The sequence below is a fragment of the Paenibacillus sp. Soil787 genome (assembly GCF_001429545.1).
GTDB lineage: Bacteria > Bacillota > Bacilli > Paenibacillales > NBRC-103111 > Paenibacillus_E.
Genome location: NZ_LMSP01000001.1, coordinates 45,210 through 65,662 on the forward strand (window position 1 = coordinate 45,210; position 20,453 = coordinate 65,662).

The window sequence follows — 20,453 nt, forward strand, 5'->3', positions numbered from 1 at the left end:
CTCGTTTCTGCACTGAGCTCAAAGATATAAGCAATCGTACCACAAAAAGTGGCGATTTCCAAACAAGCAGCTGTCAATTTCTTGTTGCCTGCCATCAGGGTCCTATGATAAAATCCTCCTAATCCTTTCCATAGGGAATGGGCTATGAGGCAGTTAGGTAAGACCAAAGAGTCGAGCAGAGGAGAGATGAGCATGGAACAAAGGCGTATTTATGAACAGGTTGGGGTTGCAATGACCTCAAGATCGTACGCAGAGTATGAGAAAATGTTTATTTTGCAGACGGATCATTTAATGGGTAAACGTGTCTTAGACGTTGCCGGCGGTGCATCTTCGTTCACGGCAGAAGCGCGGCAGTTAGGTATATTCTCAGAAGCGGCTGATCCTTTGTATGAGAAATCTGCTGAGGCGATTGCTGAGCATGGATTGCAAGAGATCGAGCTTGTTGCAGCCAAGATGGCTAAGTTGGTTGATGTGTATGATTGGACGTATTATGGTTCTGTTGCCAAACACAAAGCTGGACGCGTCAAGGGCCTAAAGCAGTTTGTAAATGATTTCTCGAGTAAAGATGCTGCTTCCAGGTATCATGCTGCTTGTCTTCCTTCACTTCCTTTTGAAGAAGCCAGTTTTGATCTCGTTTTATGCAGTCATTTTCTCTTTCTGTATGAGGAACAATTCGACTATGCTTTTCATCAAGCTGCAGCCCAGGAACTGCTTCGTGTCTGTAAGCTCGGTGGCGAAGTGCGTATATATCCGTTATTGAATTTTCGGCAAGTCGAATATAGCAAGCTGTCAGAATTAATAAATGAGCTCACAAATGAAGGTTACTTGGTCCAAAAGCGGGAAGCGGGGCTGCCTTTTTTGCCAAATTCTCATGAATATTTAAGCATAATTAAAGGCCCTTCTGCATAGTGGAAAACGTTGGTACATCAACAAATATTAGCTTATCCACACTGTTTTTTTCGTTGATTTATCCCCTTGATAATGGTATAATTTCCTTATTCGTCATAGATGGCGATATTTTTAGGAGGTTGTTCATTTGAAGGGTACAGTTAAATGGTTTAACGCAGAAAAAGGCTACGGTTTCATTTCTGTTGATGGAGGCGACGATGTATTCGTTCACTTCTCCGCAATTCAGGGCGAAGGATTCAAAACATTAGAAGAAGGCCAATCCGTTGAGTTTGATATTACTCAAGGCAACCGTGGTCCTCAAGCAGCTAACGTCACCAAATTATAAGAAACTGGGACTTCCCACTTATAAATAGAGTGTCATAGCACAAACAACAAAAGGCAGTGCCCGTATCCACTCGGGGCTGTCTTTTTTGCGTTTTGACCGCTTTACAAGTGAAAAAAGCCTGTACACTTCCCAAGAGGAGATGTACAGGCTTTTTAACCGAGATATTCTTTGACCATCCAGAAACCGGCGTCATTGACGTGAGAGACGACGGAGTCGTTTTTCCTTGATCCTATTAGTCGATAATTTGAAGAATATCATCAATTTCTTTGCGTGCGAGTTTGCCTGGGCGATCCTTCGGATAACCTAGGGCGATAACCATATTAATCTGACATTCTTCCGGAATGTCCAGATAAGCTCGAATCTCATCTTGGGCAAGCAGCACCGGGCCCGTCATCGGGCAGGTTGCCAAGCCTCTAGCGTGCGCTGCGAGCATCAGGTTCTGAGAGGCTAAGCAGGAGCTTTTAATGCCTTCTTCGGCCCATACGTTGTCTTCGACGAGCTGAATCGGATCAAAAATGCGATCACGGAACTTTGATTCATAAGGGGTTGCTAAGCAAATGATAAGAACGGGAGCATCGGAGAATGCTGTAGCATAGGGACCGAATGACTTCACCAATAAGCGGGCTTCACGTGAAAGACCCTTTTCCTCGGCAGCCGCCGCACGGAGATGGAGTTGGTCCCAGGTCAATTGTTCGATATGTTTGATTTTCTCTGTATTTCTTATCGCAATAAACTTCCAGGTTTGGGAATTCGTATCGCTGGGTGCATATCTGGCGCAGTCGATAATTTCACGAATATCTTCCGTAGCAACTTCTTGCTCTGTAAAGTTTCGAACACTGCGGCGTTCGAGTACAATCGTCTTAAAATCTTCATAATTCATAAAAAACAACTACCTGCCTTTGCTGCTTAAAATGTGCATATTTTATTACTTGGTACTAAATCTTTATCTTATTATAAAGGAGTTGCTATTGCAGCACAACCGTGTCGCCTTCATTCAACCCTTTTAGCACCTCGGTTTTCTCTGGTGTTTCCAACCCAATCTCAATTTCACGGCGTTCTACACCTTGAGGAGTCTGCAGCATCACGTAATAGACTTCTTTCTCATGCAGTACTGCTAGCGTAGGTACGACAATGGTTTGTTGCTTTTTATCTGTTTCTATTGTTCCTGAGAGGCTGAGACCGGCTATTAGCTGCTCATTTGGTTCTAAAGAAATGGTAACTTCGAATTGGGCTGAACTAGTGCCTTGCTCCGTGCCAGACTTGGCAAATTTGGATACTTTTTCAACCTTGCCTTGAAGCTTTTTCTGTTTGAGTGCATCTACTTTTACTTGTACGAGCATATCTGGCTTAATTCGAAATACATCAAATTCACCAACCGTGCAAACCAACTGTAATTTCGTCAAATCTACGATTTTACCGATACGTACGCTTTCCTCGACAGATTTTGGAATTTTGGAGGAGTCTTCGAATAAGAAGATGCCATTCTCAGGCGCAACGAAGGAAGCTTGTTCGACTTTCTCTTGTTTCTTAGCCAATTGCAATTGAATGGATTGATCATTAACCGCATTCAACTGCTCTTGAATTTTACGTCCTTCTGACGCGGCAAAGCGCTGGCGGGCATCATCTTCACTAATAGCACCTGCTACACTACCAGTATCCCCCCCAGGTCCAGAAGCTTTGAAATTGGCAAGGTCGGCTTCCAACTTTTGTTTCTTCAAGTTAGATTGCAGGGCAGCAATTTCACTTCTTAGCGGTGTGGCATCAAGCTCAAACAACGGCTGTCCCTTTTTTACTTGAGCCCCGTCTGTTATGTGCCAAGCTTTTATTTCGCTGCTGAAGGGTGCGTAAACGCGCGTCTCCTTCTCATAGGAAGACTTCCCTTTTACTTCAATGCTATTTACCAAATCTTCTTTGGTAACTTTGAATTGCAGGGCATTGAACGCAGCACTTGCATCGGCATTTTTTGTGTTCTTTTGATTAGGATGGCTTGATATGTATAGAAAGCTGCTAATGCCGCAGACAATGATTGCCGTTAGAATGAGCATCCATGTTTTCTTTTTCCTCATGCTAAACAATCTCCTATTCTCGTTTAATTGCTGTTAGTGCATCGGTTCTAGAAGCTTTAACTGCCGGGTATAAACCCGAAAGAACGCCTGTCATAATCGCAAAAAACATACCGACAGGAAGAATCCATAAGCTTATAAATAAGATTTCCACGGGATCCCCTCTATTGGAACCAAATCGGATAATGATCAAATTAATTCCCCAAATGACCCAATAAGAAAGCAAAATACCTACAAAGCCACCCAGCATGCCTAGAAGTGAAGATTCAACGATAAACATATTGCGGATTTGTTTCAAATTTGCGCCAAGTACTTTCATGATTCCGATCTGTCGCCTGCGCTGATGAGTGGACATTGTCATCGCGACCACGATGGAAATGGAAGCTACGAAGAGAACAAAAAGGCCAACACCGGTGAGCAGTAATCTAACAATGGCGAACTCGCCTTTCATGCGATCTTCTTGATACAAATTAGTCTGCGTTGTGAGTTGTAGCTTTTTAATCATTTCATCTACTTGTTTCACATTCATACTACTATCTACTTTGACCCTAACTTCTGAATATTGAACATGTCTATTCGTTGAGGACTTGTTTTGGGCTTGTAGGATTATGAGACCTGTTTCAGGGGATACATAAGCGGTCTTGTTCCCTTGCAGCATGGATTCTGGCAATCCATCAGGCTTCTTCAGTACGCCAATGACGCGAACTGTCAACTCATTTGGTTGGATGGTGTTCGTCCCTGATTGGTTACCTGGCTGCTCTTGGTTATTATTCGTTTTTAGTAAGATTTGCTTTTGATATAGGGGGTAAGGAATAGCACCCATTTGACGGTAGGTTTCGGACTGTTCCTTGCTAGGATTTTGCTGCATAAGTTTATTACGTACTTCCTGCGTCTTTACATCCAAGACACCAAGTGTAGCCCCATAATTGAGAACGATATTATTGACCTGATCACTTGCCCCGCCCTGTTGGAACTTGGAGTCGAAGTCTTCTAAAGTACTCAACTCTGTTGCCTTGAGATTAAGGTAGCTTTGTTTGCCATCATCGACAGTGAAGCTGAACTGTCCTAAATCTTGAAAACTCGCAACCGATTTAACATGAGGAAAGGTACGAATGAGATCGAGCTTACTTGACGTAACTTTAGAAGGACTGTTAGGATCGCTGTTTTGGTCAACGATTGTGATTTCATCGGTTTTGAGATAGAAGCTCATTTGCTTCTGACTGTAGTGTTGAATTGATTCGCCAAAGCCAAGAGCAACCATGATGGAAGCCGAGCCAATGGCAATTCCGACGGTACAAAGCGCTGTCACAACCTTGCGTCGCTGCAGTTGGTCCCAGCCAAGACGAAGGTAATCCTTAAGTTTCATCCGGCTTCACCTTCCTGCTCATTTCCTTCCAGCAAATAACCATCGCGAAGCTGCAAAATGCGCTGCGTTCTGCGTGCAACTTCATGCTCATGGGTAACAATAACGAACGTAATGCCATTCTTGTTCAAGTCAATGAGTAGATCGATGATCTCTTTCTCTGTCTTCGTATCCAGATTACCTGTTGGTTCGTCGGCAAAGACGATAGCGGGATTCGTTATCAAGGAGCGGGCAATACTGACACGTTGTTGTTGTCCCCCAGATAACTGTGACGGAAACATATCTGACTTGTCGCCTATGCCTACTTGATTTAAGAGAGCCATCGCTCTTTGTTTACGATCTTGACTTGCGACACTTTGGAATACGAGTGGCAGTTCTACATTCTCGTGAACGGTTAAATGTGGTATTAATTCATAAGATTGGAAGATGAATCCGATGTGAGTCCGCCGAAATTCCGCCAAGCGGTTTTCGCTCATTTTCTCAATAGCCTGTCCTGCGATTAAAATACTTCCACGGGTGGGCTTCATTAGGCCTGCCATCAAATTTAGCAGTGTTGATTTCCCTGAGCCTGAACTTCCGAGCAGAGCAACCATTTCTCCTTGCTCTACTCGGAAATTAAGCTCATGAAGAACGGGCGTTTCTTCTTGGCCTGTGCGGAAGCTGTGAGATAACCGTTCAATGGCTAACACGTGATCATCCCTTTCATTTTAAAACTTATCGACCACTTGGCATGCTTTCACTTTCATCGTTTTGAAAAATATGCGTGCCCAGAAAACCAATAGCCGCGACGATCGATAGGCAAGCTGCAATGACATAGACTGTGCTTCCACCAGCTAAATCAAAAATCCAACCGCCCAGCGTGCCGCTAATTAGTCCTGCAATACTTGACCATGCCACAGCGAAGATGGCTTGCCCAGAGGAGCGATATTCATCAGGAATAATTTGGCTAATATAGCGATTAGCCGTGAATAAGAAGATGCCGAATGTTAAACTGTGCAACAATTGAACCCCAATTACCCAAGTAGGATCTTGAATTGAACCCATAATGAAGAAACGTACGGCATATATGATTCCGGCAAAGGCAAGCAGGGGTAATTCTTTGAATCTATGTCCATGCTTGCTCAGAAAGAAAAACACGGGTATTTCACTAAGCGCTGAGGTCATCCAAGCATAGCCAATCAGGGAATCAGATGCCCCAAGCTGGCGCATGTACAGGGCTAGGAATCCATCGTTGAAACGATGAGAAACGGACATAATGATAACTAACACTAAAAACCAAATGAACTTCTTGGAGCGAATGATATCGAGCATGCCCCCGAATGCCATCTTTTTGCCACCTTGACGGGCATCTTTTAGCAAAAAGATAATGACTAACGTGCAGCTAATCGTAAGTAGGCATAGTATCGGTGTGAGCCCTGTACCGTAATATCTAAGAATTAACCCAAAACCTCCGGCAGATACGGCGAAACCGATGGACCCCCAGACGCGGAAGGAGGCATAGCTCTTACCGCTTTCTCGAATACTTAGCATTAACTGGCTGTCATTCAATGAATTTACGGGCTGCTGGAAAAAGAAAAACATCGCTAAGCATATGTACAGCAGGGAGAACCAACCCGCAGTAAATACCAAGATGGCAGTGATCAGCTGCCCAATAATCAGAATGATCATGATTTTCTTAACCGTTTGGAAGCGATCACTAAGGAATCCCCACAGCAAGTTGGTCGCTATCCCAATCAGGGGTCCAATGGCATACAACAAACCGATTTGAAGCTTGGAATATCCTTTGTAATCAAAGTAAAGCGGGAAAAAAGTAACGACAATCCCCATCGTCATAAAAAAGGAGAACGTGAACAATTTGAGTAGATGGTCTTGTGGCTTTGTAGGTATAGACGTTTTCATCAGTAGTTATCACTCGATTTCTTTACAAATTTTCTGTAGAAAAATTCGTTGGTCCATTTTCGGATGTTCGTTTGAGTACAAAGAGTACGACGAGAAGCTCAGCCAGCATACCAACAGATTGCGCGAGAGCACCGATCAAGCCATTCCAACCGGGTACATTGGAAATCGCGATGAATAAGGTTAACACGGTTACGATAGCATTCGCTGTTTGAGAGAAAACCATGATTTTCGTTTGGCCTCTTAGCATAATAATACCGTTCGTGTAATCCAACCACGGGAATACAATCGTCATAATCATAAATACACGCATGGCAAGTAAGCTTGCATGCATCAGTTCAGAATTAACACCCATGACATGTGTCATAAACCAAGGCCCCAGAGCTGTATAGGCAAGAATGGCGATGAGTGCTCCTGGAATAAAGCTAAGAACGATTACGAAACGGACGACGGTTCTGGCATCTTTGCGATAGAAATTCAAAACAATTTGATGAATGTAAGAAAAGAAGCTCAACACCAATTGAGTCAAAGAACCGGCAATCGCATAAGAGGAGATCGCTAAATGAATATGCGTTGTTTTTCCAAGTATGGCATTTATAGAGGGTCCAATAACGACGGCAATGATCGAAGAATACAGAAGGGGCTTATAGAAGCTGAAAATTTGTTGTCTGGTTTCAATCGGATGATTAGGCGCTTTCTCTGGAATGACGGTTCGAAGTAAGCTAGTTCCTTCCCATACAGCAACCATAGCTTCAATCATCATTCCCACTAAGAAAATAATGGCCCCAACACGGCCGCTAGAAACATTATTTGTCGTAATAAAATATAACGATAACAAATACATAGCGATGATTCGCACACACATACCAATCGTCAACCATTTGGTCCGCATATTAAAAATAATGATACCGTGAAATAAGCACCGCAGTCCTGAGAAAATGCTTACGTACATCAAGATGCGATATACACTAAGTGTTGTGTCTAATAGCTCACGTTCAACTCCAAAAAAATAAAGAAATACCCATTCACCAACAGGCGTATAACATAAAATGAGACCAATTAGGATGATACACGCGAAAACATATGTACTGACTGCTGCCATGGCTCGAAATGAGATGCGGTCTCTTACAAGAGCGGAGCAAGCTTGCCGCAGCAAAACAACAGGTTTTTCGGTTAGGCCAAGTAAGCTTAAAGGCAGCGCATAGCTGGCAATGACCACTTCCGGATTATCGGCCCTGGCCAAGGTGCTGTTAATAATAACATGCGAGAGGGTAACTAGTGTTGCAGAAAGGCCTAGGGGGAGGAAAAAGGAGATGAGCTGCTTCCATGTGATGTTTTCTTTTACTGTCTTAGCGGTCATCCAAATCGCACTCCTTCGAGTTTTGCTTTAGCAAAACAAGCTTCGTAAGATTAACTTTTACTAAAAATCCCCTTTTAAAAACGTTATTTAAGTATACCAGAAAATGAAATCAGGTTGACATACAATTTTAACTGGAAACCCAAGGTTTGAAGTGATACATTTAAAGGTAGAATGTTTCTTGAATAAGTCGCAGCCGGTTTTTACTGCAAGGAGGTTTAACAGAAAGAATGAGCTGCTATTTCCAGTATGATGCTAGACTCGGAATTGAGATTCCCGTGTTAGAAGTAGAGTGGGATTCCTATCCGTCCAGTGTGCGAGTTGATATTTTATTACATTGGGAACAAATTCGCGGTGCAATACCTGACCGTATTATGAAGCTAGAGACGACGATTATTTACAAACAGAATCTGCTGGACAAGGAAGACGATTTTCCCACATCATGCCGTTTGAATTCCGAAATTGCGGACTTAGCTTCTATCATAAATGATCTTCATCTTTGGTTCCGGGCAAATCAGGAATTGGAATCGAAAACCCACCAATAATGGTTGTCAATGAAGGGAGAATGACTGCATGCATAGCAATAAGGATGGGGATAACTGGCTGGAAGCTATTGCAAAGCCGCTCTTGGAGCATCTGCCTGCTTTATATCCGATTGAAGAATGGGATGGAAGCATGGATGCACGCATTGAAGCGCTTGTCCCAGCAATGATGACCCAAGGCAGTCCGGGGCAAGAGTCTTATGGAATGGCGATTAAAGCGGGTCTTTTTTTACTGAATGAGAGTTTAGATAAATCCCATGATATTGCCCAGGAAATCACGAATGCAACAGGCAGCTACTGGCATGCACTGATGCATCGGATGGAGGGGGACTACAGCAATGCGAAGTATTGGTTCAACGATGTCGGTCATCATCCTATTTTCTCTAACTTACTACAATGTGTAAGTGAATATTTGACAGTAAAGGACTTGGCGGATTTGGACAATGAAGCCCTTCGTCAGAAGCTTGAAGTGCTTATTACTTCTCCGGAATGGATTCCTTGTGTATTCATCGATATCGTAGAGTTACAAGTATCCTTGGTTCAAAATCCTATTGTTGATCAATGGTTGCGGCATATTCAACGATATGAAATGCAGTTATTGTTGCAGTATTGCTATGAACAAAGTTGTGGAGGAAGTTTGCTTGAAGCAATTGGACAGAAGTAGCACAAAGGTTCCACAAGGCCCAATACGATTAATGGTCAGGGTGTACCGATATATTTTACCGGACGTAAGCGATCAGCTTTCCATATGGAAATCAAAGGCGGGAAATATACCAGATAACGAGCTGCGCACTCAAGCACTAGCCAGCATCGCAACGAAACAATTTCATTGTCAAGGTGGCGCTGTTTATGCGGCTGCTAATTTGTCGATGCGTCATGTACTCATCCCGCTTATTGTTGCTTTCCAAACGATTAGCGATTATTTAGATAATCTCTGTGATCGCAGCACATCCTTGGACCCGCAGGATTTCCGTCAATTGCACCAATCCATGTTGGATGCTGTTGATCCTTCTAAGCCTTTGAACGATTACTATGCATACAGACAAGAGAAAGAGGACGGAAACTATTTAACAGAACTCGTCCAAAAGTGTCAGTCTTGTATTAGTCTGCTTCCGTCATATACACAAGTAACCGATCAGGTGCGAGATTTCGTGGCCTTATACTGTGATTTACAAGTGTACAAGCATATTCGCAAGGATATGCGGGAGCCTGAGCTTCATCAGTGGTGGGATCAACATCATCATAGGTACAGCCAAATTTCTTGGAATGAATTTGCGGCAGCCACTGGTTCAACGTTAGGCATGTTTATGCTTTTCCTTGCAGCTTGTGATCCTCATTTGAGTGAAAAGCAGGTCGATTCGATACGGGAGGCTTATTTCCCCTATGTGTGCGCGCTGCATATTTTACTTGATTATTTAATCGACCAGGAAGAAGATATTTTGGGTGGTGACCTGAACTTTTGCAGTTATTATGAATCTATGGAAGCAACCGTTGAGAGAATTGCCTTTATCGTGCAAGAAGCTCGCAGCAAAATTTTGTTCTTGGAACATCCGCGATTTCATCGTATGATAATCGAAGGTTTGCTTGCGCTCTATTTGTCGGATCCCAAGGTCAACGGCCAATACCAAGTGAAGAAAATATCGAAGCGTCTTATGAAAAATAGTCCATTAACCCGGTTATTTTTCTGGCTAAATAGCATGTACATCCGTACGTCATCATGAATGACATTCAGAAGAATTTGAAGGAGGATATGAAAAAATGTCAGCAGTAAAATCAATTGCCGTTCTAACAAGCGGCGGAGACTCTCAGGGAATGAATGCTGCCGTCCGTGCGGTAGTAAGAAGCGCGTTATTCCATGGTCTCGAAGTCTATGCCGTACAACGTGGATACCATGGTTTAATTAACGATGATATTCGCCAAATGGATTTGCGCAGTGTTGGAGATATCATTCAACGTGGGGGGACCATTCTACAAACGGCTCGCTGCAAAGAGTTTTTAACGCTAGAAGGCCAACAAATTGCAGCCGAAAACTTACGTAAACGCGGTATCGATGGATTAGTCGTTATTGGTGGAGATGGATCTTATCAAGGTGCCAATAAGCTAAGCAAGTTGGGCATCAAAACGATGGGTCTGCCTGGTACAATTGATAATGACATCCCATTCACTGATTTTACGATCGGTTTTGATACGGCAGTAAGCATTGTTGTGGATGCGATCAATAAGCTTCGTGATACGATGACATCGCATGAACGTTCATCTGTCGTAGAAGTCATGGGACGTCATTGCGGTGAGATCGCGCTCTACGCTGGATTAGCTAGTGGTGCGGAAACGATTATCGTTCCTGAGGTTGAAGTCGACATTAATGAAGTGGCTAACCGTATGAAGGATAACTTCTCCCATGGCAAACGTCACAGTATTATTCTCGTTGCTGAAGGAGCGGGAACAGGTGATGGGATTGCTAAGCAGATTAACGAGTCTGTTGGTATTGAGCCTCGTGTAACTGTTCTTGGCCATATTCAACGCGGCGGAGCTCCTACGCATAATGACCGAATCTTGGCAAGCCGTCTCGGTGATTTCGCAGTACGTAAGCTCATGGAAGGCGATTCTTCCAAAGCATGCGGTGTGATTAAAGGGGAACTAGTAGCTACCGATATTGATTTAGTTGTCAAAACAAAGCGTCCTTTTAATACAGAACTTTATGAATTGGCAAGTCGTTTATCCCAGTAGGTCTACATTGGAACAAACGCTATTGACCTGTATCATATCTTCGCTTATAATATCGAACAAATACAAAGCGACATTAGGTCTGTGAAGAGCATCCAACTCGGAGACGTTCATGATCGGTAAGGCGCGGGATACTGCGCTCTACTCTAAATAAACCGGCACCGCCCGTTATCGCGGAACCAAGCGGATGATGACATATTGATGTCATCATCAAGTTGGGTGGCACCGCGAGCAGAACGCTCCTCGTCCCAATCGGACAGGGGCGTTCTTTGTCTTTTTCCAATAGTAGAAAAGGAAGCGGTGAGCGGTATGTTGGATATCAAATGGATTCGAATGCATCAGGATCAAGTGAAGGAAGCGGCCCAAAATAAAGGAGTAGAATGTCCCCTTGATGAGCTGCTTGAGGTAGATGAGAAGAAAAGGCTGCTGCATCAACAAGTGGATCAGCTGCGTACAGAACGGAATCGCGCATCTGCTCAGATTGCGCAGTGTATGACTGATCAGAAAAAGGGAGAAGCCGAAGCTTTGAAAGATCAGGTTCGCGGCTGGAACCCAATATTGACGAAGTACGAAGAGGGGCTTGCGAAACTGGAGGATCGGTTCAAGGAGCTAATGCTTGCGGTACCGAATCTCGCTTCACCTGAAACGCCAATCGGGGCTACCGATCAAGATAATGTTGTACGAAAAGTAGTGGGTCAGCCTACCTCGTTTGAATTTGAGCCTCGTGATCACATGCAAATCGGTGAGGAGTTGGATTTATTCGATTTCCCCCGCGGAGTGAAGGTGGCTGGAAGCCGGAATTACTACCTCAAAGGGATGGGACTATACTTACACAGAGCTGTTCAACAGCTTGCTCTTGATCTGCTATCAGACCGAGGCTTCACGGTGATGGATGTCCCTCTGATGGTGCGGGAAGAGACGCTGCAGAATGCGGGCTTCTTCCCCGCCGGGAAGGACCAGACCTATGAATTGCAGGATGAACATAAATGGTTAGTTGGCACATCGGAAGGTCCGTTGGTTTCCTATTATGCGGATGAAATAATAGATTTATCGAAGGGGCCGATACAACTGGCAGCTGTATCGAATTGTTTCCGTAAAGAAGCCGGTTCGGCAGGTAGAGATGTACGAGGATTATATCGTGTGCATCAATTTGCCAAAGTTGAGCAGGTCATTCTTTGTGAGAATGATCCCGCTGTTGCTGATCAAATGTTAGATCAAATTACACGGAATGCCGAAGATATTCTAGATTTACTTGAGCTTCCTTATCGTGTCGTTGCTGTATGTACTGGAGATATGGGCGCCAAAAACTACAAGCAGTATGACATTGAGACATGGATGCCAAGCCGGAATAGCTATGGCGAAACGCACTCGTCGTCAAGCCTTCTTGACTTTCAAGCTCGCCGCAGCGGCTTACGTTATAGAGATAAGAACGGTGAACTGCGTTATTGCTATACCCTGAACAATACGGCTGTAGCCACACCTAGAATTCTAATTCCATTACTTGAGAATCATCAGCGAGCAGATGGTTCAATATATCTGCCAGCAGCTCTGAGACCTTATATGAGAGGGCTTGCTGTCATTCCGAATAAATAAAATAACGTACCCATCTCTAGAAGTTCCACTTTGGGAGGGGGTACGTTATCGTATATTAATAACCTTCTGTTAAATCAACGACATTCATCATTTCGGTGCCATCTAAAATAGCTCTCACATTATGATAGAAAATGGTGGAAACTCGCTCTGTGTAGTGAGCGGAAGATCCAGCGATATGCGGAGTAAGGATAACATTATCCATGTTCCATAGGGGAGAAGTTGCCGGTAAAGGCTCCTGCTCAAAAACATCGAGTGCAGCACCTGCCAGCTTGCCTTCTTGCAGCGCATGGATCAAATCCTCTTCATCAATGACATCACCGCGAGCCAAATTGATTAAGAAAGCACTTGGTTTCATTAAGCGAAGATGTTCTTTGGTCAAGAAGCCTCGCGTTTTAGCTGTGCTAGGCAGTAGAAGAACGACGAAATCACTTTGTGAAAGCAAAGTCGTTAAACCTTCTTCTCCGCAGACCGTCGAATCGAAAGCTGGCCCAGGCGAACCGGAACGATTCAAACCAATGACAGTCATATCAAAGGCCTTAGCTTTGCGAGCAACAGCTTCGCCGATTGCACCAGCACCAATAATGCCAATCGTTTTACCGTAAAGCTCATCGAAACTGACTTGATTGTCCCATACTTTACTTTGCTGACGCTCATGGAGAAGATTCGCTTTACGAACCCATTGCAGCATGAGACTTAGCGTAAATTCACTCATCTGGATCGTATGTACCCCACGGGCATTGGTCAGTATGACATTACGCATGGCTAACTCTTGTAGTGGGAGTTTATCAACGCCGGCAGATATGGTTTGCATCCATTTCAGCTTGGTCGCCTGTTTGAGGGCGTCCGGATTCAGGCGGCCAGCCGTGATAATTACATCTGCATCTGCAATATGTTCACCAGCTTCACTTGAAGATTTAAACCAACGAAATTGGCAGCGTTCCTTCAAGTCTTGCGGCATCTGCTCTTGCATGGAAGTCAAATCCATCCCAGTAATGGCGACAATATTCATTGCATTTCAACTCCTTTAATGTTAACACCCCGAGAGCTCTTAGGCTCTCAGGGCGTCTCCATCTTAGTATTTCACATCGGGTGTGTAGTTGTTATTGGCGTTCCATAGGAGGAACTCATTCACGCCGTTTTCTTTCAACGCACGAATTTGTTCTTCCACTTCATGTTTACCGTACTTGATATAGCCAGACACCCAAGAAGCTGTGAAATCTTGAATCCAAGGTCGAACAACCGGCTTCCAACCTTTCTTGTCAATGGCTTCCAGCTTCTTGATTGTGTCCTTAGATGCTCCATCGATAGTGACAAAAGGTGCTGCATCCGGTACTTTGGAGCCAAACCAGCCTGTGCTGTAATGACTTGGATAAATCATGGGAGCGATGACATCGACATTTTGAGAGATTTTCTCGAAATCTTGACCAATGCCTTCGGCTGCCGGAACAGAGGCCGCATAACCAAAAATATCAACAGATACACGAACACCAAGCGGCTGCAATTGTTCTTTGGCATATTTGACGAAGGAAGCAACAGCATCAATACGTGAACGTTCATCCTTGGTATACTTGAGAATGTCAGCTCTTTTCTCGAAACCTTCCGGGAATCGGACGTAGTCGAATTGAATTTCTTTAAATCCAGCTTTTACGGCTTCTTTAGCAACTGCGATATTGTAATCCCATACTTCTTTGTTATACGGATTTACGAAGCTGTCCGGCGGGTTTTTACCGTTGCCCCATAGAGTTCCATCTGGGTTGACGAAAGACCATTCTGGTTTCTTCTTGGCAAGAACCGTGTCCTTGAATACAACGATACGGCCAATTGGATAAATGTGATGTTCGTTCAAGGTACTCATTAAACCAGGCATATCACCAATAATTTTCTCTGTCGTTCCCATCGCCTCAAGCTCTGCGTTCCCTGTTTGCCAAGTGATGTAACCCCAATCATCCTTAACATCGATAACCATTGAGTTAAGTTCTGTGTCGTCTAGGAGCTTTACAAGTGTGTTTAGACGTGAACCTCCAGCACTATGGGCTGTTGCGTAAATACCTTTAACAATGGGAGCATCCTTCTGTGGGTCCTGTTTGTTAACTGGAGCGAGTGGATCCATCTCTTGGGACGGATTGGGTTGAACGATCGCAACGGCATTCTTTGCATTCAGAGAAGCTTGCACGAGCTGTTCAAAGCTGGCATCCGGGTTAGCGGCCGTTACATTGCCCCAGATTAGGGCAAGTGAAGCAAGTAATATTTCCATGATGTATAAGTCCTCTCCAATCTTTGATTCTAGCTTTTATTATAAAGCAAGCGGGAAACTACGCACAGAGGAAATTTGTAAAGTTATGTAGAAAGAAGGTAGTCGCCCATTGAAACTTGATAAACAAATTATTTCATTATCTGGCGTTAACTTTTTTTACTATGCATCTAGTGCTATTTTATTGCCCTATTTACCTTTATATTTGCAAAGTAAGGGCTATTCAGCTAGCGAGATTGGACTCTTAATGATGATTGGTCCATTCGTCTCCATATTCGCACAGCCATTCTGGGGATATGTCAGCGACCGATTCAACTCGGTAAGGAATATCGTATTTTTACTTTGGAGCCTTTCCTTACTAGGAAGTTTAGGCTTGTTTTTAACAAAAGGCTTCGGGCTTACACTGGGATTTATTTTAATGCTTTATTTTTTCTTGCTGCCATCGATTCCACTCATCGACAATTTGGTTGTCAAATCAACTGCGCAGCGTGGGATGTCGTATGGATCCGTCCGATTATGGGGTTCTATCGGATTCTCGGGTGTTGCTTTAATTTCAGGTCTTTTACTCGAAGAATTAGGCGGAGTAGCCAACATACCTTATTTTTATTGGGCGTTATGGATCTTCCCATTTCTACTGCTTGCGTTTATCAAAGACGAGAAGGGCAGCGGACAGCGAATAACATTAAGTACGATCGGTACTATTTTCAAAAATAAAAACTTCTTATGGTTTATGGTCATGGTTCTGATGATATCCATTCCACATCGAATGAACGATGCACTATTAGGATTATATCTGAATAAATTAGGTGCTACGGACTCTATGGTCAGCTGGGCATGGGCCATTGCGGCATGCACAGAAATTCCGGTATTTGCCTATATCAATCGGTACATACATCGTTATCATGAACTGACCATCTTAGGCCTCGTTTCGGTCTTGTACACGATGCGTTGGTTACTCTACACACTCTTCAGCGATCCATGGGTGCTTCTTGGTTTGCAGACGGCACATATGGTCACCTTTGCTGTTCTGTGGATCGTTGCTGTACAGTATGTCGTGCGACTTCTTCCGGAGCAATTTGGCTCAACGGGTCAATCCATTCTTGCGATGGTGTTCATGGGATTAGCAGGCATTATCGGCGGTTCGGTCGGCGGATGGTTGAGTGAGCAGTGGGGAGGCGCAAGCATGTATGTGTTTGCATCAGTCATGTCGGCCATAGCAGCAGGCATGTTCTTCGGTACTCAAGCTGTAATGCGTAGAAGAAGCTAAACGTAAAAAAACACCCGGTAGCAAATTAGCCGGGTGTTTGGACTTATTTCTGAACTTGTCCTGATTCAGTTTTCGTGACTTCTGCAGGATTAATCTCTTTACGAACCGGTACAGGCTGATCATCAGTAGCTGTATTACCGCTATTTCCATTCGTTGCATCTTTAAATTCACGAAACATTTTGCCAAAACCTCTGCCAAGTTCAGGCAGTTTATTAGGCCCAAACAAAAGAAGGGCAACAATTGCAATTAAGATGATGTGCCAAGGAGATAATGCTCCCATTCCAGACACCTCCATTAGTTTATCTTAGTTCTAGTATACCATGATCTTATCATAACCTATATACCCTAATTATTACAAACTCAATAACATTAATTGAATAAAGCGATAGTTAACCCAGGATAAACGACTACGTCGTCCTTCTGGGAAGAGCGCGTTTGTCAAGGTAGATGCGAAGCAAAAGTATAACACTTATACTTTCTGCCCTGAAAATTAAAGATTTTCATTCATCAGTGGTGCCGCAACGCGGCATGGAAGTCTTATCTACAGAAAAAGACGCCCCTTAATGATAAAGGGCGTCTTTATGATGTTCCGTAATGCTGAACTGAATAATTTCCATGACATCTTCTGCTTCGAGCGCCTCAATGCCAAACCGGAGGACGATCTCGGAGTCCAGCTCATAGCTGGTTAAGAAGGGGTACAACTCGGGTGTTAATTTCATTACAATCCTGGATAATTTGACTGTCTCCACAAGCATCACCCTTCCAATCAAAAGATTAGAATAAGAACTACGCCTGAACCACTCACGATGAAAACCAGAACTATATGAAATTATTATCATTATAACACAATTCAACTTGGAATAAAGAGGCGGATTGCACGATTACTCTCCATATAAGAAAGATAGTTTTCGATTTCCGGAAATAACTATCTTATTGGCGACAAATCCTTCTTAATATAGGGATCTTTGGTCGTAGACCAAAGTCTCTCCGCATATGTGGATCTTTGGTCGGAGACTAAAGTCTCTCTTTGTTAAGCGCGGTCGCTCTTCTTTTTGAATAGCCTTGATAGAGGGTTTCCCCCAAAAAAAGGGGTTTATACATTTTTGGGGTTTGGGACAAGCGAAGCTTACCGCCTGTTTAGCATCGTTAGCTACAGACATAGCTTGAGCCGAGTGAGAATGTGGATATATCCAAAGCCATTTGGTAAGTGACTATTTTCTCTAACGGTTTCGGTTTCTTATTCGTTGGAGAAAAAGGAAACAAGTAAGCATGTTGTAAGCCTTGTATTCAAGGACTACGTAAGACGTTTTCTCAAAAGAAAATATAAATGTTTTGGGTTGGCACGAGCTTTAACGAGAAGAAGTGACTATGGTTGTGATAACTGCAATAATACATGCTTTTCTTTTTTGAAATAGTTCCTATTCGTAAATTCCTGCAATTGTGCAGGCTTTTACGGTCATTTCTTATTTCAGGATGGAAAAGCTAAAAAATTCCTGCATAATCGCAGGCTTTTCTTCTTTTTAATCGATTTTAGCAAAAATACCTGCACTTTCGCAGTTATTGTGGATTTGAGTGAATAGTCGTTCTCCTCGAAGGTATTGAAGTACTAAGGGGATGTAACTACTAAACGCAAAAGCCTTCTTGTATACCGGAGAACAGCGAGTAGCCCCATTCAAAGAAACCCGCCAAGTACCAGTCGTATATTACCGCCTAATCATTTCAAATAACTTGACTTCAACAGCGCTTGGAAACCACATCCATCCCTCCCCATGTACAAAAGTATGAGTTACAGTAAGGACATAAGGCAGAGCCTGAGGTTTGTTCTCACTTAAGCTTGCGGAATTCCCCGACAACACCAACGGTTTCAACGATATTCACGAATGCTTTCGGGTCTATCTTCTTAATAATTCGTTTTAATTCTACGAGTTCATAGCGTGTAGTGACGGTCATGAGCATATCATGCTGCTGTTTCGTATAAGCGCCTTCTGTCTTAACTAAAGTAACACCTCTAGGCAGTAGAAGCAGCTCGTTAATCAACTCATCCTTTTGTTTCGTTACAATGAATGCTGTCACTTTGACATGGCGAATATGTATCGTATCTACAACTTTGCCACTAATATAGATGGCAAGCATCGAATAAAGAGCGAGGTCCCAATTGTGCTTGAAATAGCCAAGTGCAACAATAACAATACCGTTCATTGATGAAAGAATGGTGCCAAGAGGGAAATCAAATTTTCGCGTCAAAATCAAGCCGACGATATCAAAGCCTCCACTTGAGCCACCTATTCTTAAGGTGATACCGCTTCCTATACCAATGAGTACGCCTCCAAAGACTGCACCGAGAATGGGCTCCTGCGCGACATAGCTTGTTGGTATAATTTGCATCAACCATACCGTTAGTATGACAGACGCTACACTGATCATAATAAATCTGCGTCCAATTGAAACCAATCCCCAAATCATCAATGGCAGGTTAAACAATAAATACAAGAAACCAATGTTAAAATTCGTAAAATAACCAATAATCATGGCAAATCCAGAAACCCCGCCGCTAAGCAGTTGGTGAGGAATGAGGAACATGTTGAAGCCAACCGCGACAAGCAGTGCGCCAACTAGAATTATGAAAGCATCTAGCGCCTTTTTCAAAAAAAATCACCTCTAAAATAGTATGCAGCATAAAGCAAGTATAATTCATTCTTCTAAAACTTCAATCATAATTTACCTTAGTTCAATTAAGTAGATATTAATGACAAATAAGTGAATCCTTTTATTAGGATGAAAAAAAGCTGTGTCCAATTCATGGACAACAGCTTTATAGAGAATAAATAATCAGCGTCTTTTGAAAGAGCCTGTCTTTTTAGAGGTACTTGGCGCACTGGTTGAAGGTTTTGTTACCTTATTTGTAGTCGAGCCGTCGTTTTTACGTGTTGTAGAGCTGCTGCCTGAATTTGGCGTGCCTGTACCGGTCTTGAAACTGCCCGTTCGATCTGACGTTGTTGGTTGCTTATCCTTCGATACATCCGTTGTTGGCGCAGTCGCCTTACCGCCGCCTGCATTATAAGTCGGTGTCCGGGTATAGCCTCTATAGTCATCATAAGGACGTTTATTATTGAACCATCCCCCACCGAATAAGGATTGAAGCAGAGTGGCTGTCAAATAACCTTGCAAGAACGAGGAGTCGTAATGTGATTTGGCATATTCAATACTATCGATCTGGACAAGTGAGTTTTTACTATCACTTGGATCCTTTTGGACGTTAATAACCTTATCATTATAAACAAGGAACATTTGATCGTCAGATTCCTTGCTCTTTTCCTTCGGTGACTCTTTTGCTGCTAGTTCAGCAGATACAGCCGGAACGCTTTTGTTCTCAACTAAATAAACCTTGGAGAGATTGCTCCCTTTGCCATCCACGCTGACTAACGGATACTGATCTTTGATATAACGTCCGGCATCAGCGCCACACGCGGTAAGAAGGGCGATGATCAATAAGAAAGAAACCCATGAAGTCCATCTTTTCACTTTTCAGTAATCCCTCCTTTCCAAACATTACTAATGATAACATAGGTTGTCTAGGGCGTCGATTTCAAAAATTTTATCTGATTGCCCGGCGTACGCTCTCCTTCTAGAGCAATAAATTTGCCATCCTGCCATTGAAGAAAGAAGAATCTATGGTCCGGTCCAAAATATCTCCAAAAGAGACAATCATCTCCGCTGCGGAAGTCGGTGTTTCCTTCCGTCCGAGTGACGTCATTACGATGAAACTCCAATTCGAAGGTAACATCTTCGTCAAGCTCCAAACGAGTAGGGACATCATTCGGATCATCGAGTGCACCTTCGACAAAGCTGCAAAGGAAGCAGTCATAGGTTCGCCCTTTTTCCACAATCAAACACTGAATATTTTTGCCACTTTGTAAATAATAAGCGTAACGATGTGGAGCAAACCCGCGGTCAAAATAAATGACCTTTCCGGAAACAACATACTCTTCTAAGTCTACATTAACAATATCCCCAACTCGGGTATCTTCAAGTGGATTACCTGCAGGTGTTGTTGTTGGTTCTTGTTTTTGACTGCGCAGGATGCTGCTAACTCGTTTAAATATGGACATTGAAAACTCTCCTCTATTCCGTTTATTGTTCTACCTTGTAATACGTTTAGCTTA

Annotated in this window: 22 protein-coding genes; 8 read left to right on the forward strand and 14 right to left on the reverse strand. The window is 43.3% G+C overall.

Annotation, left to right across the window (positions count from 1 at the left end):
* Nucleotides 1–192 precede the first annotated feature (192 nt).
* Entirely contained in the window at nucleotides 193–909 is a 717-nt protein-coding gene (locus tag ASG93_RS00255; RefSeq protein ID WP_056827664.1) for a class I SAM-dependent methyltransferase, read from the forward strand.
* 127 nt (nucleotides 910–1,036) lie between these two features.
* Entirely contained in the window at nucleotides 1,037–1,234 is a 198-nt protein-coding gene (locus ASG93_RS00260) for a cold shock domain-containing protein (RefSeq protein WP_028556542.1), read from the forward strand.
* Nucleotides 1,235–1,386: 152 nt separating this feature from the next.
* On the opposite strand, the gene ASG93_RS36990 is transcribed toward ASG93_RS00260, so the two are convergent.
* From ASG93_RS36990 to ASG93_RS00290, 7 genes are all read right to left on the reverse strand, one after another.
* Nucleotides 1,387–1,467, reverse strand: coding sequence for a hypothetical protein (locus ASG93_RS36990; protein ID WP_156410784.1), 81 nt, complete (start codon nucleotides 1,465–1,467; stop codon nucleotides 1,387–1,389).
* The gene (locus tag ASG93_RS00265; RefSeq protein ID WP_056827666.1) at nucleotides 1,467–2,114 is read right to left on the reverse strand and encodes a nitroreductase family protein; all 648 of its coding nucleotides are present in this window, start codon (nucleotides 2,112–2,114) and stop codon (nucleotides 1,467–1,469) included. Before ASG93_RS00265 ends, ASG93_RS36990 begins: the two co-directional genes overlap by 1 nt.
* An 85-nt stretch (nucleotides 2,115–2,199) precedes the next feature.
* A complete protein-coding gene (locus ASG93_RS00270) occupies nucleotides 2,200–3,300 on the reverse strand; it encodes an efflux RND transporter periplasmic adaptor subunit (RefSeq protein ID WP_056827668.1) in 1,101 nt (366 codons plus the stop codon).
* Nucleotides 3,301–3,313: 13 nt separating this feature from the next.
* Nucleotides 3,314–4,663 carry an ABC transporter permease gene (locus tag ASG93_RS00275; protein WP_056827670.1) on the reverse strand — a complete coding sequence of 450 codons (1,350 nt, stop codon included), beginning with the start codon at nucleotides 4,661–4,663 and terminating at the stop codon, nucleotides 3,314–3,316.
* Nucleotides 4,660–5,349, reverse strand: coding sequence for an ABC transporter ATP-binding protein (locus ASG93_RS00280; protein ID WP_056827672.1), 690 nt, complete (start codon nucleotides 5,347–5,349; stop codon nucleotides 4,660–4,662). Before ASG93_RS00280 ends, ASG93_RS00275 begins: the two co-directional genes overlap by 4 nt.
* Nucleotides 5,350–5,374: 25 nt before the next feature.
* Nucleotides 5,375–6,559, reverse strand: a complete 1,185-nt coding sequence (locus ASG93_RS00285; protein WP_056827674.1) for an MFS transporter — start codon at nucleotides 6,557–6,559, stop codon at nucleotides 5,375–5,377.
* 22 nt (nucleotides 6,560–6,581) lie between these two features.
* Nucleotides 6,582–7,916 carry a hypothetical protein gene (locus ASG93_RS00290; RefSeq protein WP_056827676.1) on the reverse strand — a complete coding sequence of 445 codons (1,335 nt, stop codon included), beginning with the start codon at nucleotides 7,914–7,916 and terminating at the stop codon, nucleotides 6,582–6,584.
* 227 nt (nucleotides 7,917–8,143) lie between these two features.
* Between ASG93_RS00290 and ASG93_RS00295 the strand changes: the two genes are divergently transcribed.
* The 5 genes from ASG93_RS00295 to serS all read left to right on the forward strand — a co-directional run bounded on the left by ASG93_RS00295 (nucleotide 8,144) and on the right by serS (nucleotide 12,772).
* Nucleotides 8,144–8,458: a hypothetical protein gene (locus ASG93_RS00295; RefSeq protein WP_056827678.1), complete on the forward strand. Its 315-nt coding sequence runs from the start codon at nucleotides 8,144–8,146 to the stop codon at nucleotides 8,456–8,458.
* Nucleotides 8,459–8,486: 28 nt separating this feature from the next.
* Complete coding sequence (locus tag ASG93_RS00300) at nucleotides 8,487–9,119, forward strand: hypothetical protein (protein WP_056827680.1); 633 nt, start codon at nucleotides 8,487–8,489, stop codon at nucleotides 9,117–9,119.
* A 31-nt stretch (nucleotides 9,120–9,150) separates the two neighbouring features.
* Nucleotides 9,151–10,176 (forward strand): tetraprenyl-beta-curcumene synthase family protein, encoded by a 1,026-nt coding sequence (locus ASG93_RS00305; RefSeq protein WP_082614689.1) that lies wholly within the window; start codon nucleotides 9,151–9,153, stop codon nucleotides 10,174–10,176.
* Nucleotides 10,177–10,213: 37 nt separating this feature from the next.
* Nucleotides 10,214–11,182 carry a 6-phosphofructokinase gene (gene pfkA, locus ASG93_RS00310; RefSeq protein ID WP_056827684.1) on the forward strand — a complete coding sequence of 323 codons (969 nt, stop codon included), beginning with the start codon at nucleotides 10,214–10,216 and terminating at the stop codon, nucleotides 11,180–11,182.
* A gap of 306 nt (nucleotides 11,183–11,488) precedes the next feature.
* Nucleotides 11,489–12,772: a serine--tRNA ligase gene (gene serS / locus ASG93_RS00315; RefSeq protein WP_056827686.1), complete on the forward strand. Its 1,284-nt coding sequence runs from the start codon at nucleotides 11,489–11,491 to the stop codon at nucleotides 12,770–12,772.
* A gap of 55 nt (nucleotides 12,773–12,827) precedes the next feature.
* Here the strand turns inward: serS and ASG93_RS00320 are convergent, their stop codons facing one another.
* Entirely contained in the window at nucleotides 12,828–13,781 is a 954-nt protein-coding gene (locus ASG93_RS00320) for a D-2-hydroxyacid dehydrogenase (RefSeq protein WP_056827688.1), read from the reverse strand.
* Between the two features lie 63 nt (nucleotides 13,782–13,844).
* Nucleotides 13,845–15,026, reverse strand: coding sequence for a putative glycoside hydrolase (locus tag ASG93_RS00325; protein WP_056827690.1), 1,182 nt, complete (start codon nucleotides 15,024–15,026; stop codon nucleotides 13,845–13,847).
* Nucleotides 15,027–15,135: 109 nt separating this feature from the next.
* Here ASG93_RS00325 and ASG93_RS00330 point away from each other — a divergent pair, with 109 nt between their 5' ends.
* On the forward strand, nucleotides 15,136–16,290 hold the full coding sequence (locus ASG93_RS00330) for an MFS transporter (protein WP_056827692.1): 1,155 nt from the start codon (nucleotides 15,136–15,138) through the stop codon (nucleotides 16,288–16,290).
* Nucleotides 16,291–16,333: 43 nt separating this feature from the next.
* Here ASG93_RS00330 and ASG93_RS00335 read toward each other — a convergent pair whose 3' ends face one another.
* The 5 genes from ASG93_RS00335 to ASG93_RS00355 form a co-directional block, all read right to left on the reverse strand.
* A complete protein-coding gene (locus ASG93_RS00335) occupies nucleotides 16,334–16,570 on the reverse strand; it encodes a twin-arginine translocase TatA/TatE family subunit (RefSeq protein WP_056827695.1) in 237 nt (78 codons plus the stop codon).
* A 280-nt stretch (nucleotides 16,571–16,850) separates the two neighbouring features.
* Nucleotides 16,851–17,045 carry a hypothetical protein gene (locus ASG93_RS00340; RefSeq protein ID WP_029193437.1) on the reverse strand — a complete coding sequence of 65 codons (195 nt, stop codon included), beginning with the start codon at nucleotides 17,043–17,045 and terminating at the stop codon, nucleotides 16,851–16,853.
* A gap of 1,069 nt (nucleotides 17,046–18,114) precedes the next feature.
* Nucleotides 18,115–18,936 (reverse strand): YitT family protein, encoded by an 822-nt coding sequence (locus tag ASG93_RS00345; protein WP_056827697.1) that lies wholly within the window; start codon nucleotides 18,934–18,936, stop codon nucleotides 18,115–18,117.
* A gap of 183 nt (nucleotides 18,937–19,119) precedes the next feature.
* Entirely contained in the window at nucleotides 19,120–19,812 is a 693-nt protein-coding gene (locus ASG93_RS00350; protein WP_056827699.1) for a DUF4247 domain-containing protein, read from the reverse strand.
* A gap of 50 nt (nucleotides 19,813–19,862) precedes the next feature.
* Nucleotides 19,863–20,399 carry a DUF4178 domain-containing protein gene (locus ASG93_RS00355; protein WP_056827701.1) on the reverse strand — a complete coding sequence of 179 codons (537 nt, stop codon included), beginning with the start codon at nucleotides 20,397–20,399 and terminating at the stop codon, nucleotides 19,863–19,865.
* Nucleotides 20,400–20,453: the final 54 nt, after the last annotated feature.

What these genes read in the sequence shown, in the direction of transcription:
- ASG93_RS00325 (WP_056827690.1), bottom strand. Translation starts at nt 15,026, where the DNA reads ATGGAAATATTACTTGCTTCACTTGCCCTAATCTGGGGCAATGTAACG.
- ASG93_RS00300 (WP_056827680.1), top strand. Translation starts at nt 8,487, where the DNA reads ATGCATAGCAATAAGGATGGGGATAACTGGCTGGAAGCTATTGCAAAG.
- ASG93_RS00355 (WP_056827701.1), bottom strand. Translation starts at nt 20,399, where the DNA reads ATGTCCATATTTAAACGAGTTAGCAGCATCCTGCGCAGTCAAAAACAA.
- ASG93_RS00305 (WP_082614689.1), top strand. Translation starts at nt 9,151, where the DNA reads ATGGTCAGGGTGTACCGATATATTTTACCGGACGTAAGCGATCAGCTT.
- ASG93_RS00295 (WP_056827678.1), top strand. Translation starts at nt 8,144, where the DNA reads ATGAGCTGCTATTTCCAGTATGATGCTAGACTCGGAATTGAGATTCCC.
- ASG93_RS00335 (WP_056827695.1), bottom strand. Translation starts at nt 16,570, where the DNA reads ATGGGAGCATTATCTCCTTGGCACATCATCTTAATTGCAATTGTTGCC.
- ASG93_RS00340 (WP_029193437.1), bottom strand. Translation starts at nt 17,045, where the DNA reads ATGCTTGTGGAGACAGTCAAATTATCCAGGATTGTAATGAAATTAACA.
- ASG93_RS00265 (WP_056827666.1), bottom strand. Translation starts at nt 2,114, where the DNA reads ATGAATTATGAAGATTTTAAGACGATTGTACTCGAACGCCGCAGTGTT.
- ASG93_RS00285 (WP_056827674.1), bottom strand. Translation starts at nt 6,559, where the DNA reads ATGAAAACGTCTATACCTACAAAGCCACAAGACCATCTACTCAAATTG.
- ASG93_RS00290 (WP_056827676.1), bottom strand. Translation starts at nt 7,916, where the DNA reads ATGACCGCTAAGACAGTAAAAGAAAACATCACATGGAAGCAGCTCATC.
- serS (WP_056827686.1), top strand. Translation starts at nt 11,489, where the DNA reads ATGTTGGATATCAAATGGATTCGAATGCATCAGGATCAAGTGAAGGAA.
- pfkA (WP_056827684.1), top strand. Translation starts at nt 10,214, where the DNA reads ATGTCAGCAGTAAAATCAATTGCCGTTCTAACAAGCGGCGGAGACTCT.
- ASG93_RS00270 (WP_056827668.1), bottom strand. Translation starts at nt 3,300, where the DNA reads ATGAGGAAAAAGAAAACATGGATGCTCATTCTAACGGCAATCATTGTC.
- ASG93_RS00275 (WP_056827670.1), bottom strand. Translation starts at nt 4,663, where the DNA reads ATGAAACTTAAGGATTACCTTCGTCTTGGCTGGGACCAACTGCAGCGA.
- ASG93_RS00320 (WP_056827688.1), bottom strand. Translation starts at nt 13,781, where the DNA reads ATGAATATTGTCGCCATTACTGGGATGGATTTGACTTCCATGCAAGAG.
- ASG93_RS00255 (WP_056827664.1), top strand. Translation starts at nt 193, where the DNA reads ATGGAACAAAGGCGTATTTATGAACAGGTTGGGGTTGCAATGACCTCA.